General features: G+C 51.7%; 15 protein-coding genes. 8 read left to right on the top strand and 7 right to left on the bottom strand.

The window, feature by feature from the left end; translation table 11 throughout:
• Positions 1 to 42 precede the first annotated feature (42 nt).
• On the bottom strand, positions 43 to 2,088 hold the full coding sequence (locus tag AC6I7T_RS17195; RefSeq protein ID WP_497788588.1) for a M13 family metallopeptidase: 2,046 nt from the start codon (positions 2,086 to 2,088) through the stop codon (positions 43 to 45).
• Between the two features lie 72 nt (positions 2,089 to 2,160).
• Positions 2,161 to 3,552, bottom strand: coding sequence for a M48 family metallopeptidase (locus AC6I7T_RS17200; protein WP_497788589.1), 1,392 nt, complete (start codon positions 3,550 to 3,552; stop codon positions 2,161 to 2,163).
• Positions 3,553 to 3,804: 252 nt separating this feature from the next.
• On the opposite strand from AC6I7T_RS17200, the gene AC6I7T_RS17205 reads away from it, so the two are divergent.
• A complete protein-coding gene (locus AC6I7T_RS17205) occupies positions 3,805 to 5,529 on the top strand; it encodes a metallopeptidase TldD-related protein (RefSeq protein WP_497788590.1) in 1,725 nt (574 codons plus the stop codon).
• Complete coding sequence (locus tag AC6I7T_RS17210) at positions 5,529 to 7,187, top strand: metallopeptidase TldD-related protein (RefSeq protein ID WP_497788592.1); 1,659 nt, start codon at positions 5,529 to 5,531, stop codon at positions 7,185 to 7,187. The genes AC6I7T_RS17205 and AC6I7T_RS17210 overlap by 1 nt, the downstream gene beginning before the upstream one ends.
• 55 nt (positions 7,188 to 7,242) lie before the next feature.
• On the opposite strand, the gene AC6I7T_RS17215 is transcribed toward AC6I7T_RS17210, so the two are convergent.
• The 4 genes from AC6I7T_RS17215 to AC6I7T_RS17230 all read right to left on the bottom strand — a co-directional run bounded on the left by AC6I7T_RS17215 (position 7,243) and on the right by AC6I7T_RS17230 (position 12,553).
• On the bottom strand, positions 7,243 to 8,919 hold the full coding sequence (locus AC6I7T_RS17215; protein WP_497788593.1) for a HAMP domain-containing methyl-accepting chemotaxis protein: 1,677 nt from the start codon (positions 8,917 to 8,919) through the stop codon (positions 7,243 to 7,245).
• 519 nt (positions 8,920 to 9,438) lie between these two features.
• On the bottom strand, positions 9,439 to 11,115 hold the full coding sequence (locus AC6I7T_RS17220) for a HAMP domain-containing methyl-accepting chemotaxis protein (RefSeq protein ID WP_497788594.1): 1,677 nt from the start codon (positions 11,113 to 11,115) through the stop codon (positions 9,439 to 9,441).
• 442 nt (positions 11,116 to 11,557) lie between these two features.
• Positions 11,558 to 12,313, bottom strand: a complete 756-nt coding sequence (locus AC6I7T_RS17225; RefSeq protein ID WP_497788595.1) for a septal ring lytic transglycosylase RlpA family protein — start codon at positions 12,311 to 12,313, stop codon at positions 11,558 to 11,560.
• Between the two features lie 3 nt (positions 12,314 to 12,316).
• On the bottom strand, positions 12,317 to 12,553 hold the full coding sequence (locus tag AC6I7T_RS17230; protein WP_497788597.1) for a hypothetical protein: 237 nt from the start codon (positions 12,551 to 12,553) through the stop codon (positions 12,317 to 12,319).
• Positions 12,554 to 12,764: 211 nt separating this feature from the next.
• On the opposite strand from AC6I7T_RS17230, the gene AC6I7T_RS17235 reads away from it, so the two are divergent.
• The 3 genes from AC6I7T_RS17235 (at position 12,765) to AC6I7T_RS17245 (ending at position 16,693) form a co-directional block, all read left to right on the top strand.
• The gene (locus AC6I7T_RS17235) at positions 12,765 to 13,469 is read left to right on the top strand and encodes a hypothetical protein (RefSeq protein ID WP_497788598.1); all 705 of its coding nucleotides are present in this window, start codon (positions 12,765 to 12,767) and stop codon (positions 13,467 to 13,469) included.
• Between the two features lie 149 nt (positions 13,470 to 13,618).
• Entirely contained in the window at positions 13,619 to 14,386 is a 768-nt protein-coding gene (locus AC6I7T_RS17240; RefSeq protein WP_497788600.1) for a hypothetical protein, read from the top strand.
• A 219-nt stretch (positions 14,387 to 14,605) separates the two neighbouring features.
• Positions 14,606 to 16,693: a radical SAM protein gene (locus tag AC6I7T_RS17245; RefSeq protein ID WP_497788601.1), complete on the top strand. Its 2,088-nt coding sequence runs from the start codon at positions 14,606 to 14,608 to the stop codon at positions 16,691 to 16,693.
• Between the two features lie 105 nt (positions 16,694 to 16,798).
• Here AC6I7T_RS17245 and AC6I7T_RS17250 read toward each other — a convergent pair whose 3' ends face one another.
• The gene (locus AC6I7T_RS17250; protein WP_497788603.1) at positions 16,799 to 17,359 is read right to left on the bottom strand and encodes a hypothetical protein; all 561 of its coding nucleotides are present in this window, start codon (positions 17,357 to 17,359) and stop codon (positions 16,799 to 16,801) included.
• 59 nt (positions 17,360 to 17,418) lie between these two features.
• Between AC6I7T_RS17250 and AC6I7T_RS17255 the strand changes: the two genes are divergently transcribed.
• From AC6I7T_RS17255 to AC6I7T_RS17265, 3 genes are all read left to right on the top strand, one after another.
• On the top strand, positions 17,419 to 17,856 hold the full coding sequence (locus AC6I7T_RS17255; protein ID WP_497788604.1) for a DUF4440 domain-containing protein: 438 nt from the start codon (positions 17,419 to 17,421) through the stop codon (positions 17,854 to 17,856).
• Between the two features lie 166 nt (positions 17,857 to 18,022).
• A complete protein-coding gene (locus AC6I7T_RS17260) occupies positions 18,023 to 19,105 on the top strand; it encodes an A/G-specific adenine glycosylase (RefSeq protein WP_497788606.1) in 1,083 nt (360 codons plus the stop codon).
• 34 nt (positions 19,106 to 19,139) lie between these two features.
• On the top strand, positions 19,140 to 20,834 hold the full coding sequence (locus tag AC6I7T_RS17265; protein ID WP_497788607.1) for a M28 family peptidase: 1,695 nt from the start codon (positions 19,140 to 19,142) through the stop codon (positions 20,832 to 20,834).
• Positions 20,835 to 20,882 lie beyond the last annotated feature (48 nt).

A 20,882-nucleotide genomic window follows, 5' to 3' on the forward strand; every position in this document is an offset into this window, starting at 1 on the left:
CAGGGCATGTCCGTTTCTGAGCTGCACCGAAGCCTGAATTGTTTACCAAATGTGGCAGGCATTGGCGGGATTCAACGGCGCTCCCACTGTGCAATGGAAGGCACTGGCAAATTCAGGCATATTTTGTACTGTTCCGTTGACACGCCAAATATCCGCGCTGTGCGGATCGGATTTGGCCAGAGCCCGAATATTCTGCTCTGTCTGGTTCTGACAATGAATCTGAGCAAACCCAAGGAAGAAACGCTGCTCGGCTGAGAATTCATCTGTGTTCGTAACAGAATGTTTTTCTTTGGCAAGTGTTGCCATCAACGCTTTGTAGGCGATGATCAAGCCTCCGTTATCGGAGATGTTTTCTCCGACAGTGCGTTTGCCGTCTTGCGGAACTCCAGGCGCAATTGTGAACTTTGAATATTCGTCTATTATGCATTGCGCATTTGCGTTGAAGCGGTTGCGATCCTCGGGAGTCCACCAATTGCGCAAATTCCCCTTAGCATCGTACTTGCTGCCGATAGTGTCGAAGCCATGAGTCATCTCATGCCCGATAATCGAGCCAATGGCTCCGAAGTTTGCCGCGATGTCGGCCGATTCGCTAAAGAAAGGAGGCTGCAATATCCCTGCTGGAAAAACGCTCGTATTATCTGCAAATGAGGTATAAGCACTTACTGTGTCTGGAGGCAAGCTCCATTGATCCGGCTTTCTCTCTTTTCCAATCTGATCGAGAGTAAACCGACGGTGAAGGGCGTTCACGGCAATTTGATTCTGGGCTGCGTTTTCCCTGCTTATTTCGAGTGTGCTGTAATCCTGCCAATGATCCGGGTATCCGATCAGAACTCGCAGTTTATCGAGCTTGGCCTCTGCTTCCCTTCGTGTTTCGAGACTCATCCAATCTAGAGATGCAATTTGTTCGCGTAAAGCCTTTCTAAGTGCCTCTGTCATTTGCTCCATGGAACGCTTCGAGCTCGGTGGAAAATTCTCTTGTACCCAGTCTTGGCCAACAGCACCCATAAGAGCTATGTCTGTTGCGGTTGTGCACTGCTTCCAAAGAGGAGTTTGCTTATTTTGTCCCTCCAGGACAGAACCAAAAAAGGAAGAATGCTCGGAGCGAAAAGCATCACCCATAAACCGGGCGTATCGTTCGACTACCAGCAAACGCATGTAACTGCGAAGAGCTTGTATATCGGAGCTCCGGATAATCTGATTGAATGCCCGATAGAAATCCAGATTGGAAACATTCACTGTAGTAAGAGTGCTTTGGTGAATATTTTGCAGATAAGCTTTCCAATCGAAATCGGGGGTGAGATTTTGTAGCTCCGGAATCGACATTCGGTGATCACTCTTTGCCGGATCATTGTCCTCAACCGTCGCCTGGGCAAGACTGGTTTCTAGCGACAGAGTGTCTCCAGCTTCTTTTGCCGCCTGTTCCTTAGTGTCACCCATGAGCAGAAACATGCGTTGCAAATGAGCGAGGTACTGATTGCGGATATTTATCGCTTCCTGATTGTTGCTTAGATAATCGTTACGTGAATGCAGGGAGAAGGTCCCCTCTTCCAGATTTACCGATTCTTGCTTTGCATTGTGGAGATCGGCCCAAACATCGAAATCAAAAAATAACTGCTGTCCCTCTTCGTAGTCGAGACGGCCAAGCAACGCTCCCAGGTCCTTTTTCGAATGCAGGCCATCGATAATGTTCAGGAGCGGTTTCATAGCAGAGATGCCAAGTGCATTTGCTACAGAGGGATTCATGCAGGCCGCAAAGTAGTTTCCATATTTGACCTGTAACGGGGTTTTTGGATCTCTAGCTGCGCGTTGAAGGAGCGAATAGAGAAGCGTAGTGTTTCGGTCCGCAACTTCATTGAATCGCCGCCAGCGACTCTCATCTGCGGGGACAGGATTTCGTGCGAGCCAGCCTCCGCACGCATATTGGTAAAAATTTGTGCACGGATCTGCGGAGCGATCAATGGCCGCGGGATCGGGCATCTGTTGCATCGATGCTGTTTTGGGGGAAGCCGCTACAGTTGTTTCTTTCCTTTGTGCTTGTGCGTCAACAAGAATCAAAGCAATGCAAACTAAGCACAGAATTTTGGGCATATTAGGCTTTCTCCCAGAGGTATAACGGGTATTTAGCTAACAATAATACCCCCTAGGGAACAACCAGGCCTGCTATTTGTTCTTGAAGTACTTCGGACTCTTCCCCGGTTGCCATGGATTGTATGTCGCAGCAAAGGCAACTCTGCTCTTCACCGAAGGATGACCAAAGATCCAGAACTCAATCCATGGACTCGGATTCGGATCATCCAGATATGCTTCTCCCAAAGCCTGGAAGGAATGCACTGCAGTCTGCTGCGGATTCGCAACGATGCCGTGGATAGCTTCTTGCCCATAAATATCTGCTGCATGCTCCTGTGTCCGGCTGAAGCCATTCAGAAGAGGTTCCGAGAGAAAGCTTAGTGCAGTTACAACAAACAGAAACATCGGGACTGCAGCCCAACTGGTCTTTGTCTCGATTTTCCAGGCCTTGCCTCGTTTGTCGATCAGCTTGTCGACAAGATGGGCGCCAACCAGGAAGAGAAAGAAGAGAAAGATCGCAGTTGCGGCGATTCCTCTCCAGATATGGTGAAGCACATAATGGCCGCTTTCATGTCCAAAGATGAAGAGAACATCGTCTGTAGGAAGCTTCTGGATAGTAGTATCCCAAACGACCACTCGTTTCGTTTGGCCAAGGCCGGTAACGTAGGCGTTTAGTCCCGTGGTCTTTTCGCTAGCTTTCATAAGGAACATTCGCTCGGGAGGAATCTGGGTTCCGGTACGTGCGACGACCTGTTCAAGCTTCTGTACGAGTGCGGGGTCTGCTTTGGACAAAGGCTCGAAATGATTAAATAGCGGTTCGATGAAAACCGGCCACGCGAAAATAATAAATACCATCAAAGGAAGGCTGGCTCCCCAAAACCACACCCAATACCGGCGCGGGGATTTCCTTACGATCAACATAAGCAGCATTAGCAGGAGAGTTCCGAAGACCATGGAGAGCACCAGGGACTTTCCCCAATCTCCGAACCAGCTTGCCCAGCGCTGAACAGAGAGTCCGTAGGCCAATGAGACATGATGCTGATAGAGCTCAAACGGCAGGTCTGTCAACGTCAAGATCAACAGGAATAGGGGAAGAAAGAGCAGCCCCTGAACCCAATATCGTGAGGTACGCCGCGCAGCCCAGTTGGATAAAGCAGCGCTGCACCGAAAACGCAACAAGAGCCAGAGGACGGCAATGCTCCATAGCGCGGTAGCGAAGTGCATGATATTGCGTATCCGGCTCAGCTGGATTGCCTTTTCCAGTTTGTCCGGGGGCAGTGAATAGGCAGCTTTGACTTGAGTGCTATCGGAAGAAGACTCGATGCTTTGCGGCTGGTTGGCACTGCTCTCAAAGGCATTTTGAACGGGCAGCAACAAGGAACTTTGGTTTCTGGAGGTCGCATGGAGCAGCAGCGCCCCGGAAAGAAACACAACGCCTAGCAGTATTAGGGACTTCCAGCCCAAACGGGAAGAAAGAGAAAACATCTTCGCCTCACTTTGTTTGATCCGATAGGGTTTTCCGCTACACTCGGAATTTAACCATTAAATGCCGGGAAAGATCGTGTTTCTTTCCACCCCTGGCTTATATACAGCATTTGCTCCGGGGTTGGCGTCAACAGAACTGCTGTGCAAGGTCAGCGATTTTCTACCTTCTGATAATGAGAACTCTCCCAATGCCGGTCATTTCGGATGAAGAGAATCCAAAGTCGCCATGTGGTTGAGGTGTCATCCCTTTCAATGATTGCTACTACTTTACGATCTTTTGCAGGAGCGCTGCTGGTGTGGTCTCTGCTGGCGCCGACTGCACATGCTGCCAAACCGAATCCTTCTCAGTCCTCCTCTCCAGTTCTTTTAGACGCTCTGACCGCAGAATTGCAGCGTGCTTCCTCGAGCCTTGGAAAGGGAGGAGCGGAACAGCAGCCCCCTTACTTCCTGAGCTATTCGGTTAGCGATCTGCATTCTGTTTCCATGACAGCTCAATTCGGAGCTTTAGTGTCTTCGCAACAAGGTCATCGGCGAGTAGCGGATGTTCAGGTACGCGTCGGCGATCCGAAGCTGGACAACACTCATGGCAGGCACCGCGGTTCGGCGCTCAACACTGTAGCGCTCCCGTTAACAGAAGATCGGCCAGCTATAGAACGTTCCTTATGGTGGGCTACTAACAATGGATACGGGACGGCTCTGGAGAGCTACCTGAGGGTGAAAACCGAGACTCAGATCCGGGCAAAGGAAGAGGACCAGTCGCCGGATTTCTCCAAAGAGGCTCCTGAAGTATCGGTACAGCAACCGGTGCCTCCTCCGGCCTTGGATAAGGCTGCGTGGGAAAACCGGATTCGAAACCTATCTGCCGTATTTCGGGGGTTTCCTGACATCTACATGAACCTTGTTGCGATGAGTGCACAGACGGAGACGAACTATTTTGTATCCTCCGAAGGATCGAAAATCGTCACCTCGCAGCCTCGTGCAAGGGTCGTGGTATTTGCCACCACCAGGGCCGAGGATGGCATGGACCTTTTCCTGGCAAATACATTCGAGGCGGAAAAGGTAGACCAATTGCCCAGTGCTGCCGAGATGGAAGCAGAAATCCGGAAGATGGCGACCAATCTGGAGCAGTTGCGAAAGGCTCCGGTTACGGAACCGTTTAATGGCCCTGCAATTCTCTCCGGACGTGCCGCGGCTGTGTTCTTTCATGAGGTGCTAGGTCATCGGCTGGAGGGCCAGCGTCAACGTGGCGACGAAGAAGGACAGACCTTTACAAAGGATCTGAATAAATCCATCCTTCCTGGATTCCTATCTGTTGCCGACGATCCAACACTGGAGACATTCGGAAAGACCTACCTAAATGGCTATTACCGATTCGACGACGAGGGTCAAAAGGCCCAGAAAGTAGAACTGATTCAATCTGGGATTTTGAAAACCTTTTTGATGTCTCGCTTACCGATTAATGGATTCGGGAACTCAAACGGACACGGACGCGCTGAGACCGGAAAGATGCCGGTAGGACGTCAGGGAAATCTGGTTGTGACGTCTTCAAAGACCGTTCAGGATGCAGAGCTGCGCAAGATGCTGATCGAGGAGGCGAAGAAGCAAGGGAAACCGTATGGCCTCTTCTTTGAAGATATCTCTTCCGGGTTTGCTGTCACGACTCGCAATATGCCTCAGGCCTTTCAAGTGACTCCTCTGATTGTGTATCGGGTGTATGTCGATGGCCGTCCGGACGAACTTGTCAGGGGCGTGAGTATTGTGGGAACACCGCAGGCAGCGCTGAATCGCATCGTTGCTAGCGGGACGGAACGAACCGTATTCAACGGAGAGTGCGGAGCAGAGTCGGGCAGCATTCCTGTCTCCGCTGTTGCGCCAGCGATGCTGGTTACGGAAATCGAAACACAGCGTCAGCCACAGGGGACTTCTCGTCCGCCAATTCTGCCGATTCCTGGTTCAGACGAAAAGGGAGAAAAATAATGTTTCCTTTGCGTATAGCGTGTGCATTTCTAGCAACGACCCTTTCTCTCTCTTCTGTATGTGCATTGGCGGCCACTCGTGCAGATGCGGAACAGGATCCAGTCTTGAAGGCGATGCTACAGGAACTGGATAGAAGTCAGAAGAAGTTACAATTTGAAAACTTCCAGAAGCCCTTCTTCATTCAGTACCGTATTGAAGATGTCGACGAGTTTGAAACCCGCGCAAACTATGGTGCACCTCTTGGATCGAGAAGGAGTCATCAACGTGTTGCTCGCGTGACAGTTCTGGTTGGCGACTACAAAATAGATAACTCCAGCCCGCGCGGTGATGGGTCTGTACAGTTCACCACCATTGACAGCGACCCCATAGCTCTTCGTTCTGCCCTGTGGTCAGCCACAGACACAGCCTATAAAGCTGCCCTTCATGCTTTTACACAAAAGCAGGCAGCGTTGAAGCAAGTCCAAACTCCGCCTCAGGCAGATGACTTCTCTCGAGAAAAGCCTACGGTCGTCCTTGAATCACCACAGCATCTGGATTTGAATGAAGATGAGTGGAGTAATCGTGTGGCAGAAGCCTCCGGAGTGTATAGCACGGCTCAGGAAGCAAAATCGGTTGCGAATGATATTCAACTATCTTCTGCTAACTTTGTCGCCCGGGTTGCAACCCGCTACCTTGTCAACAGCGAAGGAACAATTGTTCGTAGGAATCAGCCCTACTTTGCAGAGGGCTTGGCTCTTATGATGCAGGCCTCCGATGGCATGCGTCTGGAACGCTCCTATGGCTCACATGGTACGGCGTTGAGCCAGATCGATTCTCCGGATACTTTCAAAAAGCACGTAGTCGGCCTGCTGTCCACTCTCGATGAATTACGGCACGCTCCTCTGGTGGAAGAGGAGTACCACGGACCTGTTCTGTTTTCCAACGATGCAGCTGCCGATGTGGTCGATGCTCTAGTATCTCCGGCAATTGTGGCGGTAAGACCTGAGTTGGGTACTGAGGCCCGGACGAGAGGGCCATATGCTTCCAGCTATCATTCTCGTGTTCTGCCCGATTTCCTGGACGTCATCGATGATCCCAATAAGAAGTTTGTTGGATCTCAAGGCCTGATCGGTGCCTATGCGGTGGATGATGAAGGTGTCCCAGCTCAGAGCGTGCCTGTTGTGGTCCATGGAAAGCTGCAAAATTATCTGATTGGTCGGGAGCCGGTACGCGACTTTCCTCAGTCGAATGGACATGGCCGCGCTATCTTTGGCGGTCCCGCACGTCCTTTTGCAGGTGTGTTGGAAGTGAAGGCCTCGGATGGTAGCTCTCAAGAGGAACTGAATCGGAAGCTACTGAACCTCGCTAAAGACCGGGATCTCAAGGATGTCTTTTATGTTGAAACGATGGGAGCGGAGCTCACGCCGCGACTGTTGTACCGCATAACTCCCGATGGAAAGAGAGAGCTGGTCAGAGGTGCGATGCTGGAGGATTTGGATCATCGAAGCCTGCGGTCTGAAATTGTAGCTGCGGGAAAAGAGCCATTTATCGCCAACTACATGCACGAGGTTCCTACGACAGTTTTGGCTCCGGCGCTTCTCTTCGAAGACGTTACTGTTAAGCGTGCGAACGAGAAGAATCCAAAACTGCCTTATTATCCCGCTCCGGATGTGAAGTAATAAAAAAGGCTCCTTCGTGGGTTATACGAAGGAGCCGAAAACATGCAAGTAAGGATCAACTTGCAAAGGCAAATTTTGAGCGCTTACTAATTGCCGAACCCTCATCCAGCTTGAATTCACTAACGGCCTGCTCTAAATTCCCTGCGAGCGATGCAAGTTCTTTGCAGGTTTGGGCCGTCTGATCTGCAGCACTGGATGCCTCCTCGATCATCTGCGCTATCTTTTCCATGCTCTGGCTAACCTCCTGGCTGGCGGAAGTCTGTTCTGTCGCTGCCGTGGCAACCAAAGCAACCATCTCTTCTGAAGAATGAGCGGCCGTAATGATGGATTTGAGCGCATCGCCTGCTTCCCGTGCTCTTTCCAATCCTTGCGTTACCATCTCCTTGCCATTTTCTGTAACTTTTCGTGCATCTTTAGTTTCCGTCTGAATGGCGGTAATGATTTCCGAAATCTCCTCTGTAGATTTACGGGTTCGCTCTGCCAGGCGCCGGACCTCTCCGGCGACGACAGCAAAGCCTCTACCGTGTTCTCCTGCACGGGCAGATTCAATTGCGGCGTTAAGTGCCAACAGGTTGGTCTGATCGGCAATCTCCTGAATGACGGAGACAACCTTCCCAATCTGTGCGGAGCTGTTTCCGAGACGTTCCATCATCGTTACGATCTCGGCATTGGATTTCGAAATGTGCTCCATCTTATTGACTGCGTCATGAACAACGGATCCACCATCCTGGGCATTCTTCGCAGATTCCTGGCTGGCAATCGCGGCCTTCTCAGTATTGTGAGAGATTTCTGAGATAACAGACGCCATTTCCTGGCTGGCAGCAGCTACCTGCTGAACATGTTCCGATTGTTCCCGGGCAGCATCGGAGGTCTGGCTTGCTGCCGCTGAGATCTGAGTTGTTGCCTGATTGAGCGCTTCCGTTTCGGAGAGAATTTTGCGCATCATCTCACGAAGTGCCAGGATCATGGTGTTCAGAGAACTGGCCATTCTCCCAACTTCATCCTGAGAGTGCACCTCTAGTGTTTTGGTCAGATCTTTTTGTGCAACGTGTTCCAGTAGATCTGCTGCCTCCAGGAGTGGGCCGGCGATCATCCGGGCGATGATGCGTCCTACAAGAACGCTGAGGCCGAGTGCAACGATGAGAGTGATGATGATCAGCATACGTGCCGAACGATAGGTTCCGTCAGCATCCTTCGCTGCTTTATCGGCTCCGGCATTGTTGAGAGCGATATCGCGTTCAAGGGTGTCACGTATGGCTTCAAATGGACCCTTGACGTTGTTACGTAAGAAGCTTCCTGCCTCTTCCTTCTGCCCGGAGCCTGCGAGAGACATTGCTTGTTGAGCCAAAGGAGTGTATGTCGTGATGTTTTCATCCAGCTGTGTCGCTAGTTGTTTTTCTTCGCTGCTGGTGATCATTGCGTCGTAAGCCCGCCGTGAACTCTGGTATTGGCTTTTGGCTTGATCGAATAATTGGCTATACCGCTGTTGGCAATCAGAGGTGTCGCATAGAACATAGTTCAACACTGCGCGATGCATGGTTGCCGTTTGATAACGCATTTCGCCAAGGGTGCGAACACTGGGCATCCAACTGGTATCGATATCGACTGTTGAACCATTAACTCGGGAGAGACTCAGAAGTGAAATGCAACTGATTGCCAGACAAAGAAGGCTGGAGAGTCCAAATCCCAATTGAATCTTGCGTTCGACTGAGAGATCTGCCAAACGAGACATGTGAGCGGGGGCCCCTTTCAATAATTTTAAATGTTGGCTGTTCAGCGACTTTATCGGAACAAAGAGGATATTGATAATAGAAAAATAGTAACTGTCTTAGTTTCTTGTCTATTTTGGGAAAATCCCAAAATTAGTAATTTGCCTGAGTTACCGAAGAGGGAGAGGGCATGACACCTATGAAATCTCGAATAACTTGCCAGAGGTGTTTTTCCACTAAGTACCTGTAATAGTTACTAAAGAGCAAAACGTCGGCAAAGGCTTTGGCGTCGTTTCGTCAAGGTCAGGATTCCGGCAAGCCCATCGGTGGTTTGCTGGGGACGAAGGAAAGCCGTACCTTACCACTCCTGGCAAGTGTATGTCTATGCGGGAATATTCCGGAGCAATGAGCGAAAAGAAAGGAAGGAGGAAAAGGATGGCTGCAGTGAGGAGATTTTGTTGCTGTCTCTGAAGATCTTGTTCCATCGAGGCTTCACCCTGCCGGGCATATTTACCCGGCAAAGGTGAAAACTCATTAGGGAACTAACCGGGATACGTGAGGGCTGTCCGATTGCTGAGTGCAGATCCTTCCTTCAACCGGAACTGACTTACCGCTGATTCCAGATTGGTGGCCAACTGTGTCAGATCTTTGCAGGATTGCGCTGTCTGGTCTGCAGCGCTGGAGGCCTGCTCGATCATCTTCGCGATCTTTTCCATGCTTTGGCTTACTTCCAGACTTGCGGATGTCTGTTCGTTGGCTGCCGTAGCGACAAGCGTAACCATCTGCTCGGAAGCGTTTGCCGTCGAGATGATGGAGTCGAGGGCCTTGCCAGCTTCCTGAGCTTTTTCTAATCCCTGCGTGACCATCTCTTTACCGTCTTCGGTTACGGACAGCGCTTCCTTGGTCTCAGCCTGAATTGTCGAGATGATCTTGGAGATTTCTTCAGTAGATTTTCTCGTGCGCTCCGCCAACCGCCGAACTTCACCAGCGACTACGGCAAAGCCTCTACCGTGTTCTCCAGCACGGGCCGATTCGATGGCGGCGTTGAGTGCCAACAGGTTCGTCTGGTCAGCAATCTCCTGAATGACCGAAACAACCTTGCCGATCTGTTGAGAACTTTCGCCCAGGCTTTTCATCTTGGTAACGATGGCGGTATTGGACTTCGAGATGTGTTCCATACTGCTAACAGCCTCGAGGACCACGGAGCCGCCGTTCTGTGCGCTCTGTGCCGAGTCGCGACTTGCAATCGCCGCTTTTTCGGTGTTCTGAGAAATTTCGTTGATGACCACAACCATTTCCTGGCTTGCCGCTGCCACCTGTTGCACGTGCTCGGATTGTTCGTGCGAGGCATGTGACGTTTGATTTGCAGCCGCCGAGATTTGCATCGTGGATTGATTCAGCAATTCTGCATCGGAGAGGATGTGTTGCAACATCTCCCTGAAGCTGACAATCATGGAATTGAGGGCGGTGGCCATCTTTCCCACTTCGTCTTCGGACCGGACTTCCATCGTCTGTGTCAGATCCTTTTGAGCAACTCGCTCGATCAACCTTGAGGCTTCCACAATCGGCGTGGCAATCAAGCGAGCGACGAATCGTCCGGAAATAAGACTCAAGGCGAGGACAGCAAACATCGCGATAATCAGCACCATGCGTGCAGAGCTATAATCACTCTCGGCCGCACGCGTGGCTTTATCTGCGCCATCTTTGTTCCAGGTGACATCACGGCCTAGTACATCCCGGATTTTTTCGTAAGCAAGGCTTAGGTCACCCTGGATGAAATCTGCTGTTGCCTCCTTTTGCCCGGAAGCTGCCAGCTCCATTGCATGCTTACCCCTCGACTCGTAATTTGCTACGTCAGCATCGAGTTCCGAAGCGATTTGCCTTTCCTCTTCATCTGAGATCAATGGCTCATATGAGCGCCGAAGAGTGGCAAATTGGCTTGTGGCGCCTTGAAAAAGAGAGCTGTACTTCTGCTGGCACTCACTCGTACTGCAGAGCGCGTAGTTCAAAACGGCACGCTGCATGGTGGCTGTCTGATTTCGAATATCCCCAAGGATTCGGACACTCGGCATCCAACGCGTATCTATATCGACTGTCGAGCTGTTGACCCGAGACAGCGTAATAAGCGAAAGGCCGCTTAAGATCAGGCAGAGAATACTTATGAGACCGAATCCCGACTGTATCTTGTGCTCGACAGAAAACTTCGAGAAGAAAGACATGGATACTGGGACCCCTTTCAAACTCAAGAATCAATAGACTTTATGTCTTTTTCTTGTTCATCGGAGCGAAAAGAAAAAATGATCACTCCAAAAATCACTATTCCCGCAATGTAGTAAGAATGTGCCGTGGAAAGTTACTAGATAGCTGCTAACTAAGGGGGGTATTACCCGGGCTATTAGAGAGCTCTGTGCATAGGGATAGTTTTGGCAACGATAGACAGGAACAGTCTTCCTGCGAAAAAGGATCCAGCAGAAAAATGTATCTATATCGACATCTTATTCTGAGAAGGATTTAATAAATCGAGTGGAAAAGCTTGTGGATAACTTGAGGAAGTATCTCTGCAGCGCTTCAGTCTGGAGGCGCTGCAGATAATCTTTTTTCGAACAGAGTGATGCTGAAGTTAGTTGCGGGTTGATTGGGGCAATACAGAGTATTTGCTATCTAGTCCATGCGTACCAGATATGCATTGCCTTCTTCGGGGTCCAGTTTTTTCACAATTTCAACAGCGCGATCCTTATCGTCGTTCTGCGGACGAATTCGGACCCAATGTCCGGTAGGACCCGTGAATTCGATTACCTGGGCTGTTTTGTACTTACGCTGTAGTTGATCGCGCAGCTTTGTGGCGTTGTCTGCTTGAGAAAAAGCACCAATCTGAACACACCAGCGTCCACCTTCCTCAATCGGGTGCGGTGTCTGATACACATCAATGCGGATGAACGCTGTTCCGGGTCGCCATACCCCGGTAGCTTTTGCAGAAGCCATAGAAAGATCAATAATCCGGTCTGTAACGAACGGTCCGCGATCTGTTACTCGCATGATTGCCGACTGGCCTGTCTGCAGGTTGGTTACTTTGATCAACGAATTCATCGGCAGCGTCCGGTGGGCAGCTGTCAAAGAGTTTTCATCGTAGACCTGACCATTTGCCCCCCGCCGATTGTGATAGGGGGCCCCATACCAGCTGGCATATCCCTGTTCGGAGTAGATAGGTTTGTGGGTGGCAATATAATTCGCGTCTTCTTCCGAGGTCACAACGGGGATATCGGGTTGAGATGGCTTGGTGCTCGGAGGTGGCGCAGGTCTCCGCCGCGAGATCGGTGGCGGAGGAGGTGCGGAAGTTCTTTTAGGTTTATGGCCGCATCCCACGCTTATAAGGACGATTGGAAAGAGGTAGACGAGTAGGAGCGGTAGGCGTCGCACTGTTTAGCGTTCTCCTCTACGGCTGTCGAGACGTTCTGCCAATTTTTCAAGGCGTTGTGCAGCGGCTTTTAGTGCCTGGGATGAGTTCTGTCTGACCTGAGGCACAACTTCATCATTCAAGTAGGTAATAACTTTGCGAAGTTCTTCTTCTACCGATGACAGAGCACTACCAAAGCGGTCATCGATCTTGCGGCCCATATTTTCGAAACGGCCTGAAGGGTTATTCGGATCGTAGGGCATACGCAATCTCCCACTTCTAAGTCTTGCTAGGTCAATTTACCCGGTCAATGACCTGTTGGGATTGTTTTCCCACGCAGGTGCCAGGAACGTTAATGTGAACCCAATAACCAGTCCTTTGCCGCCCGGAATTGAAAAAAACTTATTCTCGGCGCTTTCTGCGTTTATCAGGCAGCCGAAAGCGTGATTGTTAACAATCTCAGAGAAGAGATTGATGAAATTTCTTTGCTTACTTCTTTTTGTCAGTAGCTTCGTGATCTCCGGGAAGAGTACTTTTGCTCAGCAATTTGAAAAGCTGCCAGATGCTCCGGTTCCGGATACCCAGTCCCAAAATGTCGCCGTGCACCGGAGAGGCGCCGAAAAGTATCAGAAGTATGTAGAGCTTGGCCAACAGGTCCCCTCGCTTAGCGGAAGGGACAAGATTGTGCTGGCATTTCGCGAGCAAGCCAAACCCGTGGCGTTTGTTACTCCATTTATTGCCGCAGGATGGGGACAGTTGGTGGATGCAAATCCCCATTTCGGGGTCGACAAAGCCGGTTTCGGTGAGAGATTAGGGGCTGCTGCTCTCAAGCAGAGTAGCCAGGCGATCCTGTCGGATGGTTTTGCCGCAGCTGCCCTGCGAGAAGATCCGCGTTTTTACCGGATGGGAGGTCAGGGCATCAAACGCCGGATCTTGTATGCGGCAAGCCGGGTACTTATTACCCGAACCGATAGTGGGAATCGGAGTGTCAACTACTCAAGATTGATCGGAAATGCTGGGGCGGCGGCTTTGACGATGACCTACTATCCCGAGGTCAGTGCTAATTGGGAAACCGTCTGGAAAGGTTATGGGGTCTCTTTATCCACGGCGGCTCTCGGAAATACTTTTCGTGAGTTCAGTCCGGACATCTTGCACTGGATTGGCAGAAAACATCATTGAGACTTCCTTCTGGTTTCTCTCGTCTTGTATGTACGTTTCAGGATTTGCAGCGTCAGGCGATGCGAGTTTTCCAGAGGATTTTCACAACTATTGCACTGTGTGGATATTGCCTGGCGGGGGCCCTGGTATTTCAGCCGGAGGCGCGCTGCTTGGAGTTGCCGGATGCTCCTGAGCCGCAAAACTCCACTCCCGCTGCGGATAAAAAGGGGCAAGCAGAAGGGAAAGATCTGGTTCCCGCTGTTCCCGAGGCAAATAAACCCTGTACTTCCAACATTCCGGGAAAGACCGAAGCGCAGAATTGCCCATCTCGCGGGAATGTGTTCAGCCGTTTTGTCGTGACTGGCAAGAGCACGCCCTTGAGTCCGGAAGGAAAGCTTTATCTGGCTTCGAGGAGTGTTGTCGATCCCTTCAATTTGCTGACGATTGCTGCCGATTCGGCAATTGCGGTAGGAAGTGATTCCCATTCTCCCTATGGGCCGGGGATGACAGGCTTTGGAAAGTACTATGGCGTTGCGCTTACCGGAGACATTACCGGTGAATTCTTCGGTACTTTCTTAATCCCAACTCTGGCGCATCAAGATCCCCGGTATCACCGGTTGCCACAGGCCCCTATTCCCCGCCGCGTCGGGCATGCGATTGCACAGGTTGTTTGGACCAAAGGGGATGATGGCAAAGATATGCCGAACTACGGAACCATCTTTGGGCTGGCCGCCGCCGACATCTTGGGAAACCTCTATGTTCCTCGCAAGCATACGGGGCCAGGTCCGACCGCTCAGCGTTGGGCAACGGGACTAGCCTCCGCTCCTATTGACAACTTTATTACTGAATTTCTGCCAGATGTTGCCAGGCATGTTAATGTCCGGATCGTTCTTTTCCAAAGAATCATGAATGGGATCGCCAGACAGGAACCTCAATAGGTAAGTTCCCGGTTTTGATGGTATTGGACCGCTCCCATTCACTGCGGTCTTTCCCCACTGGATACCCTTTTTTGCCATTTCACCCCCAAGGGGTTTTCTTGTAGGGGGGAGCTAATTACTCTGACAATGGTTGCGTACACGTTGACCAGGTCCCATGCGAGATGCGGCAGAGAAGAGACGAGAGCCGCCGCTGGAGACTACTCCCAGGAGAAATCAGGAATGTCGAGAACGGTTAAGTATGCCGAAAGAGCGGTAACATATGCGGCGAATGCGGTATGGGCTGTCTATGAACGGCTGAATCAGATCAGCCCCAACCCTTCGTTTACCCCGAAGTGGTCGGATAAACCGCTGCTGAAGAGCTACCAGAAGGAGAAGCCCCCACTAGGCTGGCCTCGTACGACCGACTCGCTGTGCCCGAAGTGCGTTCCGGAGATCCGCCAGCAGATTTTGGACGGCAAGCTGCCACACGAAATCCTCCTCAACGAGAAGGTGGGCGAGATCAAGGCCCAGATCATTGAGCGGGACGGCAAGATCCTTATGGTTAAGGATTGTCCGAAGCACGGTCACTTCGAAGATGTCATGTCCATCGACGTCGAATTCATGCACCACCTGGAAGCGGTTTTCCCAGGCCGTGATATTCGCGCCCACAACGACGAAAAGCTTCATAACCATGGAACCTCGACTGTGACCCACGGCCGTGGCTCCGTTTTGACGATCGACCTGACCAACCGCTGCAACATGATGTGCGATCCCTGCTTCATGGACGCTAATCAGGTTGGTTTCGTGCACGAACTGACTTGGGCCGAGATCAAGACCATGCTCGATAACGCGGTCAGCATTAAGCCCCGCCGCCAGATGAGCGTACAGTTTTCCGGTGGTGAGCCGACCCTGTCGCCTTACTTCCTGGATGCCATCGCCTATTCGCGCAAGGTTGGATACAACTCGGTACAGGCTGCCAGCAACGGTATCGAGTTTGCCAAGTCCAAGGAACTTTGCCGTGCAGCGGCTGAAGCCGGTCTTCGCTACGTTTATTTACAGTTTGACGGTATCGGCAATGCTGCCAATTCGCACCGTAAAGTGGGCAACTTGTTCGATGTGAAGTTGCAGGCAATCCACAACCTGCACGAGGCCGGTGTGGATATCGTTCCGGTAACCACGATCATCAACGGCATCAACAATGAGCAGGTTGGCCGCATCATCGAGTTTGCTCTGGATAATCCGAAGAAGATCAGCTTCCTCTCCTTCCAGCCGGTTTCGTTCACCGGACGTGACGAAGAGGTCAGCGATGAGCGTCGCCACGCACAGCGCTACACCCTGAGCCACATGGCACATGACATCAAGGCTCAGACCGGACTTGGAGAACCGGCTCGTGACTGGTTCCCGATCAGCTTTATGAGCACCTTCTCCGACTTGGCCGATCTAGTTCATGGGCCTAATGCGGAATGGGGCCATCTGTCTTGCGGTTGCCACCCGAACTGCGGTGTGGGTATGGCGCTGATGATCGATAAGGAAACCAAGGAAGCTGTCCCTGTGACCGCCTTCTTGAATGCCGATCGTCTGGCCAAGGACATAGCCAAGATCAACGATGCTGCCCGTGGTAAGGTGCTTTCCGGAATCGGAATTGCCCTCTCGCTGCTGCGCAACTACGATCCGACTAAGTCCCCGACACACTTCCGCATCGTCGACATGATGAAGAAGTTCGATAAGTGCTTCAACATTACCGGTACGGATTACGGTAAGGTGAGCGGCGATCGTACGATGGCCGACATCCAGAAGCGCCGTGCCGATCGTTGGAACTTCCTCTTTATCGCCGGAATGTGGTTCCAGGATCTCTTTAACTACGACTTCCGCCGCACGGAGCAGTGCATCATTCCGTACGCGACTCAGGAAGGCGAGATCAGCTTCTGTGCTTACAACACCGGTATTGGCTGGCGGAACATCATCGAGAAGATGCACATGACCGCTACCCTGACCAAGTGGTACGAGGAGCACGGACGTCACGAGATCTTTGCCGGCGGTAAGAAGGTCGGAATGAACTCGACCGAGCACTCGCTGGTTCTGAACGAAGAGCATGTTAACGCCGAGGCCAACCACACGTTGGACGATCTGGGCGTTGCCAAGAATGCTCGCGAAGAGAAGATCCGCGCTCGTGAAGCAAAGATGAAGCAGGATGCCGAGAATGTCCGCATGGCCAAGCTCTACCGGGAGCACATCCTTGGTGAGAAGCCAGTTCAGGGTATGGTAACCCTGGATTCGATTGCTCCGGCTCCAAAGAAGTCCGAAGAAGAAACCGTAATGGGTGACTAATTCACTTCAGCAACGAAAACTACAAAGGCCATCCCAAGCGGATGGCCTTTGTTATTGGAGACCGATGGAGGCCCGGCTTTTGCTCGAGCTACTACCTGCTCTGAACTACAGCCCTATTCCCGTGGTCTTCTGTCTTTTATGGACGAGCTTGAGCATGTTGCGAGCGCGCGCCTTCATCGCTGGCGTGCCATGGTGGCGCGCATTTTCAAGAATGGAACGGGCTTCTTCCATGAGTGAGGGTTCGGAGAGCGCAATATGGGCGAAGCCTTCGATCCCGGTACACCGGACGGTATTGCGTTCATCCAGAAGCAGCCTGCGCATGAGTTCCGCCGCTCGCAAACGTTGTGGCCGGTCATTAGCGCTTCTTGCTGCTACCAGGCCCAGGTAATAGCGTCCCCAATGATCATCGAGTGGCGTGACAGCCAATAACCCGATCACCTCATCGGCGTAGGCACTGAACACATCCTTTTCCCGTTCTGTCATGTATCTGGCGACATTCGCTGCGCAGGTACGCAGAAACTTATCTTCATCGAAGAGGGCAGCAACCATGGAGCGCAGCATTGTTTGCCGATTCGAAAGGGCAAGCAAATCGGCTGCAATGCGTTTGCTCTCCGCCGTGCAGAAATGAGCTTTGCGCAGCGTTTCTCTCAGCTGCTTTGCCTTCATGCTCTTCATCCTGGATCGACAGTATATGCTTTGAGCATCCAAAGACGGGGAGTTGCTGGATGCATAAATTGTGGAAGATTGTTTTAGGGATTTGGCTGCCGTTCCTCGTTGGCTGCACATTATTTCCAGACAAGAAACCGCCAAAGCTGGAGACTACGACCAGCGCCGAGCAGCACGAGCGCATCTTCTGGCAGCTGGTCAAAAAGCAGCAATGGATGAAAGCAGAGCCTCTGCTGGCTTCGACCACAGTCTGGACCGTGCCCGGAAGAACGCTACATCGTGACGAGGTGAAGTCCTTCCTGCAACAACAGCAGGTACAGGAATACGCAGTTCGGGACGTGACCCTGGAGCCGAATGGTGCCGACATGACGGTCGTCTATACCCTTGAGAAGGCCTTCCCCGATGGACATGTGCAGAAATATAGGGCTGTCAGCATCTGGCAGCAGCTCAAGAACAGCTGGGTCATGATTCTGCATAGTGAGCAGCCTCAAGATTAGGTTCGTCCGGTGTTTATCTCGCCCACCTATCACCTGCGCAATGGCTGTGCAGCTACAGGGTGTATTGGAACTGCTTTTGGGAGGCCAAGCAGTCATTGCTCGAATCTCCGCTCCAGCGATGCTTTGGATTCCTCTTGTGTCGGGTGCAATGCTCTAGAATCAGCCTATGACCGCGAGTATTCTCGACGGCCGGACAATCAAGGACTTCCGCTCCCGTCTATTGCATTGGTTTGACGCAAACGCGCGAGATCTTCCCTGGAGAAAAACGCGCGACCCTTATCGAATTTGGATTTCGGAGATCATGCTTCAGCAAACGCGTGTACAAGCGGTGCTGGAGCACTATGCCCGATTTACAAGTCTATTCCCCACAATCGAAGCACTGGCTCTTGCTCCGGAACCGGATGTGCTAGCTGTTTGGAGCGGCCTTGGGTATTACCGCCGGGCTCGAATGCTGCACCATGCAGCTCGTTTTGTCATGGAGAATTTTCATGGCAACTTACCTCGTACCTCCCATGAATTAAGAAAGTTGCCCGGAATCGGGGAGTACACCTCTGCGGCAGTCGCCAGTATTGCGTTCGGAGAAGCTGCTGCTGCGGTGGATGGGAACGTAGAGCGGGTCATTACCCGGGTACGGGGACTTTGCGCCGAAGGTCCTGTGAAGGAGACGGACCTGAAACCGCAAATTCGCGAAATCGCAGGACGCCTGCTCGATCCGCAACGACCCGGTGATTTCAATCAGGCCATGATGGAATTGGGCGCTACCGTTTGTCTGCCGAGAAATCCACTGTGTTTAAGCTGTCCTGTGGAGAAGCGGTGCAAAACGAAAGGCGAACATCCACAAGCTCCACGAAAGCAGATGTTGAGTGAACCTGTTGCCTATGCTCTGGTAACGCGAGAATCCAAGCGGAAGGGAACTGAGGTTTTGATGGAGCAACGCCCTGCTACGGCTACCGTTATGCCAAAGATGTGGGAATTGCCTAAGCTGACGGATGCCGAAGTCCCGGAAGAAGAGACCGTCCTGGTTGCACGACATGCAATCATGAATACAAATTATTATGTCCGCGTGCGTGCAGTTCAGGCTAAGGCACTTCCTGAGATTGCAGCCACCAGGAACCATCGTCGTTGGGCAAGTGAAAAGGAGCTGGAAAAGCTGCCGTTAACAGGCTTTGCTCGTAAGGCTCTCCGTCGCTTGCATTTATTGCCTCCAGAGAGAAAACCGGATCCCGTAGATCTGGAGTACATGCTGTAACAATCTGTCCCGGGAAATTTTGTTAGGAGCCAGAATGCCACGCATCCTTAGTTTGACAGGTGCTGTTCTTTCTTTTGTTATTCCATTATTGAGCCAGGCTCAATCCGTTAGTGTGCCTGCGGTGCCGGGTGTATCTCCCGCAGCACGGACTGCAGCACAGTCCATCGATCCGGAGAAGATCCGCGCTCATGTGCGTTTTCTTGCCCACGATCTTTTGGAGGGGCGTGGGCCTGGCTTGCGCGGCGGCGATCTGGCAGCTCAATACCTTGCTACACAGTTCCAGTTGGAAGGGCTGAAGCCTGCGGGCGATAACGGAACGTACTTCCAGAAAGTCCCGCTAGTTGCCGTTCACACCGTTGAAGACCAGACACAATTCACGCTTCTCCCTCAAGCCGGAGCCAAATCCGATGCGCCTATTTCGCTGAAGTATGGCGAGGATGTGGTGGCAAAAGACCAGATCGGAGAGAGCTCCGCTGATATCGATGCTCCTATCGTCTTTGTTGGTTATGGAATCGATGCGCCGGAGTACCAGTGGAATGATTACGCAGGCGTCGATGTAAAAGGCAAAGTGCTCTTGGTGATCGTTAACGAGCCTCCTTCGGAAAATGAAAAATTCTTTAAAGGCAAGGCTCTCACTTATTACGGGCGCTGGACCTACAAATACGAAGAAGCTGCACGGCGTGGTGCTGTGGGCGTGCTGATCATCCATCGTTCGGATTTAGCCAGCTATGGTTGGGAGGTTGTCCGGAACTCTCAAGCGATTGAAAAGAGCTATCTACAGAACGATCCGCTATCCACTCTGAAAGCTGCAAGTTGGATACAGCTTGATGTTGCTCGCAAACTCCTGGCTGCATCGGGAATGGATGTGGATCAGGCGATTGAGGCAGCGGGAAAGCCTGGTTTCAAAGCCGTGGAATTGCCTGTGCGGTTGAAGGCTCACCTTGTCAGCGCCGTGAGGAAGTATGAATCTGACAATGTCGTTGCCTATGTGCCAGGAGTAAAACAGGGAAATGAGCAGTCGGTCTTGTTCACCTCTCATTACGATCATCTCGGTATTGACCCGAATGGACAGGGCGACAAGATTTACAACGGAGCCGTCGACAACGCGACAGGCTGCGGAGTTCTGCTGGAAATCGCTCGTGCCTACATGGAAGCTAAGCCTTTGCATTCTGTGTACTTTGCAGCAGTAACAGCAGAGGAGCAGGGATTGCTTGGTTCGCAGTATTTCGGAATGCACCTGCCGATTCCAGCAAAGGACTTTTCTGTCGATCTGAATTACGACGCATTAGCTGCTTTGGGAAATCCGATTTCCGTAAATGTAAGCGGTGCTGAGCGCACTACGTTTTATCCCTCAGTCGAGAAAACTGCAAAGGCCTTCAACCTCGAGATCCAGCCGGATCAGTTCCCGGGAGCAGGCCATTATTATCGATCCGATCATTTCAGCCTGGCCCGTGTAGGAATCCCCTCGTTCTCTATTGGGGAGGGAACGCTCTATGAAGGCCATCCGGCCAGCTGGGGTGAGATGCAGGAGAAGGAATATACAGCGAAGCACTATCACCAGCCATCTGATGAATACGATCCCTCGTGGGATTTCCATGGCATGGCTAAGATGGCGCAATATGGATTTGTGCTTGGCTGGCAGGCTTCTGCTGCGTCAGGCTCTCAGGGCTGGCAGCCGGGGGATGAATTTGAGAAAGTCCGGAAGCAGAGCCTGAGCGCCACCAAGTAATGGATGCTGTGTTGTAAATAAGCACGTGACAAGAGACTCTAAATCCGG

Source organism: Humiphilus diazotrophicus (assembly GCF_059726315.1).

Coding starts and splice junctions, on each gene's coding strand:
- AC6I7T_RS17245 (WP_497788601.1), top strand. CDS start 14,606: ATGTCGAGAACGGTTAAGTATGCCGAAAGAGCGGTAACATATGCGGCG.
- AC6I7T_RS17220 (WP_497788594.1), bottom strand. CDS start 11,115: ATGTCTTTCTTCTCGAAGTTTTCTGTCGAGCACAAGATACAGTCGGGA.
- AC6I7T_RS17250 (WP_497788603.1), bottom strand. CDS start 17,359: ATGAAGGCAAAGCAGCTGAGAGAAACGCTGCGCAAAGCTCATTTCTGC.
- AC6I7T_RS17235 (WP_497788598.1), top strand. CDS start 12,765: ATGAAATTTCTTTGCTTACTTCTTTTTGTCAGTAGCTTCGTGATCTCC.
- AC6I7T_RS17215 (WP_497788593.1), bottom strand. CDS start 8,919: ATGTCTCGTTTGGCAGATCTCTCAGTCGAACGCAAGATTCAATTGGGA.
- AC6I7T_RS17210 (WP_497788592.1), top strand. CDS start 5,529: ATGTTTCCTTTGCGTATAGCGTGTGCATTTCTAGCAACGACCCTTTCT.
- AC6I7T_RS17230 (WP_497788597.1), bottom strand. CDS start 12,553: ATGCCCTACGATCCGAATAACCCTTCAGGCCGTTTCGAAAATATGGGC.
- AC6I7T_RS17260 (WP_497788606.1), top strand. CDS start 18,023: ATGACCGCGAGTATTCTCGACGGCCGGACAATCAAGGACTTCCGCTCC.
- AC6I7T_RS17255 (WP_497788604.1), top strand. CDS start 17,419: ATGCATAAATTGTGGAAGATTGTTTTAGGGATTTGGCTGCCGTTCCTC.
- AC6I7T_RS17265 (WP_497788607.1), top strand. CDS start 19,140: ATGCCACGCATCCTTAGTTTGACAGGTGCTGTTCTTTCTTTTGTTATT.
- AC6I7T_RS17195 (WP_497788588.1), bottom strand. CDS start 2,088: ATGCCCAAAATTCTGTGCTTAGTTTGCATTGCTTTGATTCTTGTTGAC.
- AC6I7T_RS17205 (WP_497788590.1), top strand. CDS start 3,805: ATGATTGCTACTACTTTACGATCTTTTGCAGGAGCGCTGCTGGTGTGG.
- AC6I7T_RS17200 (WP_497788589.1), bottom strand. CDS start 3,552: ATGTTTTCTCTTTCTTCCCGTTTGGGCTGGAAGTCCCTAATACTGCTA.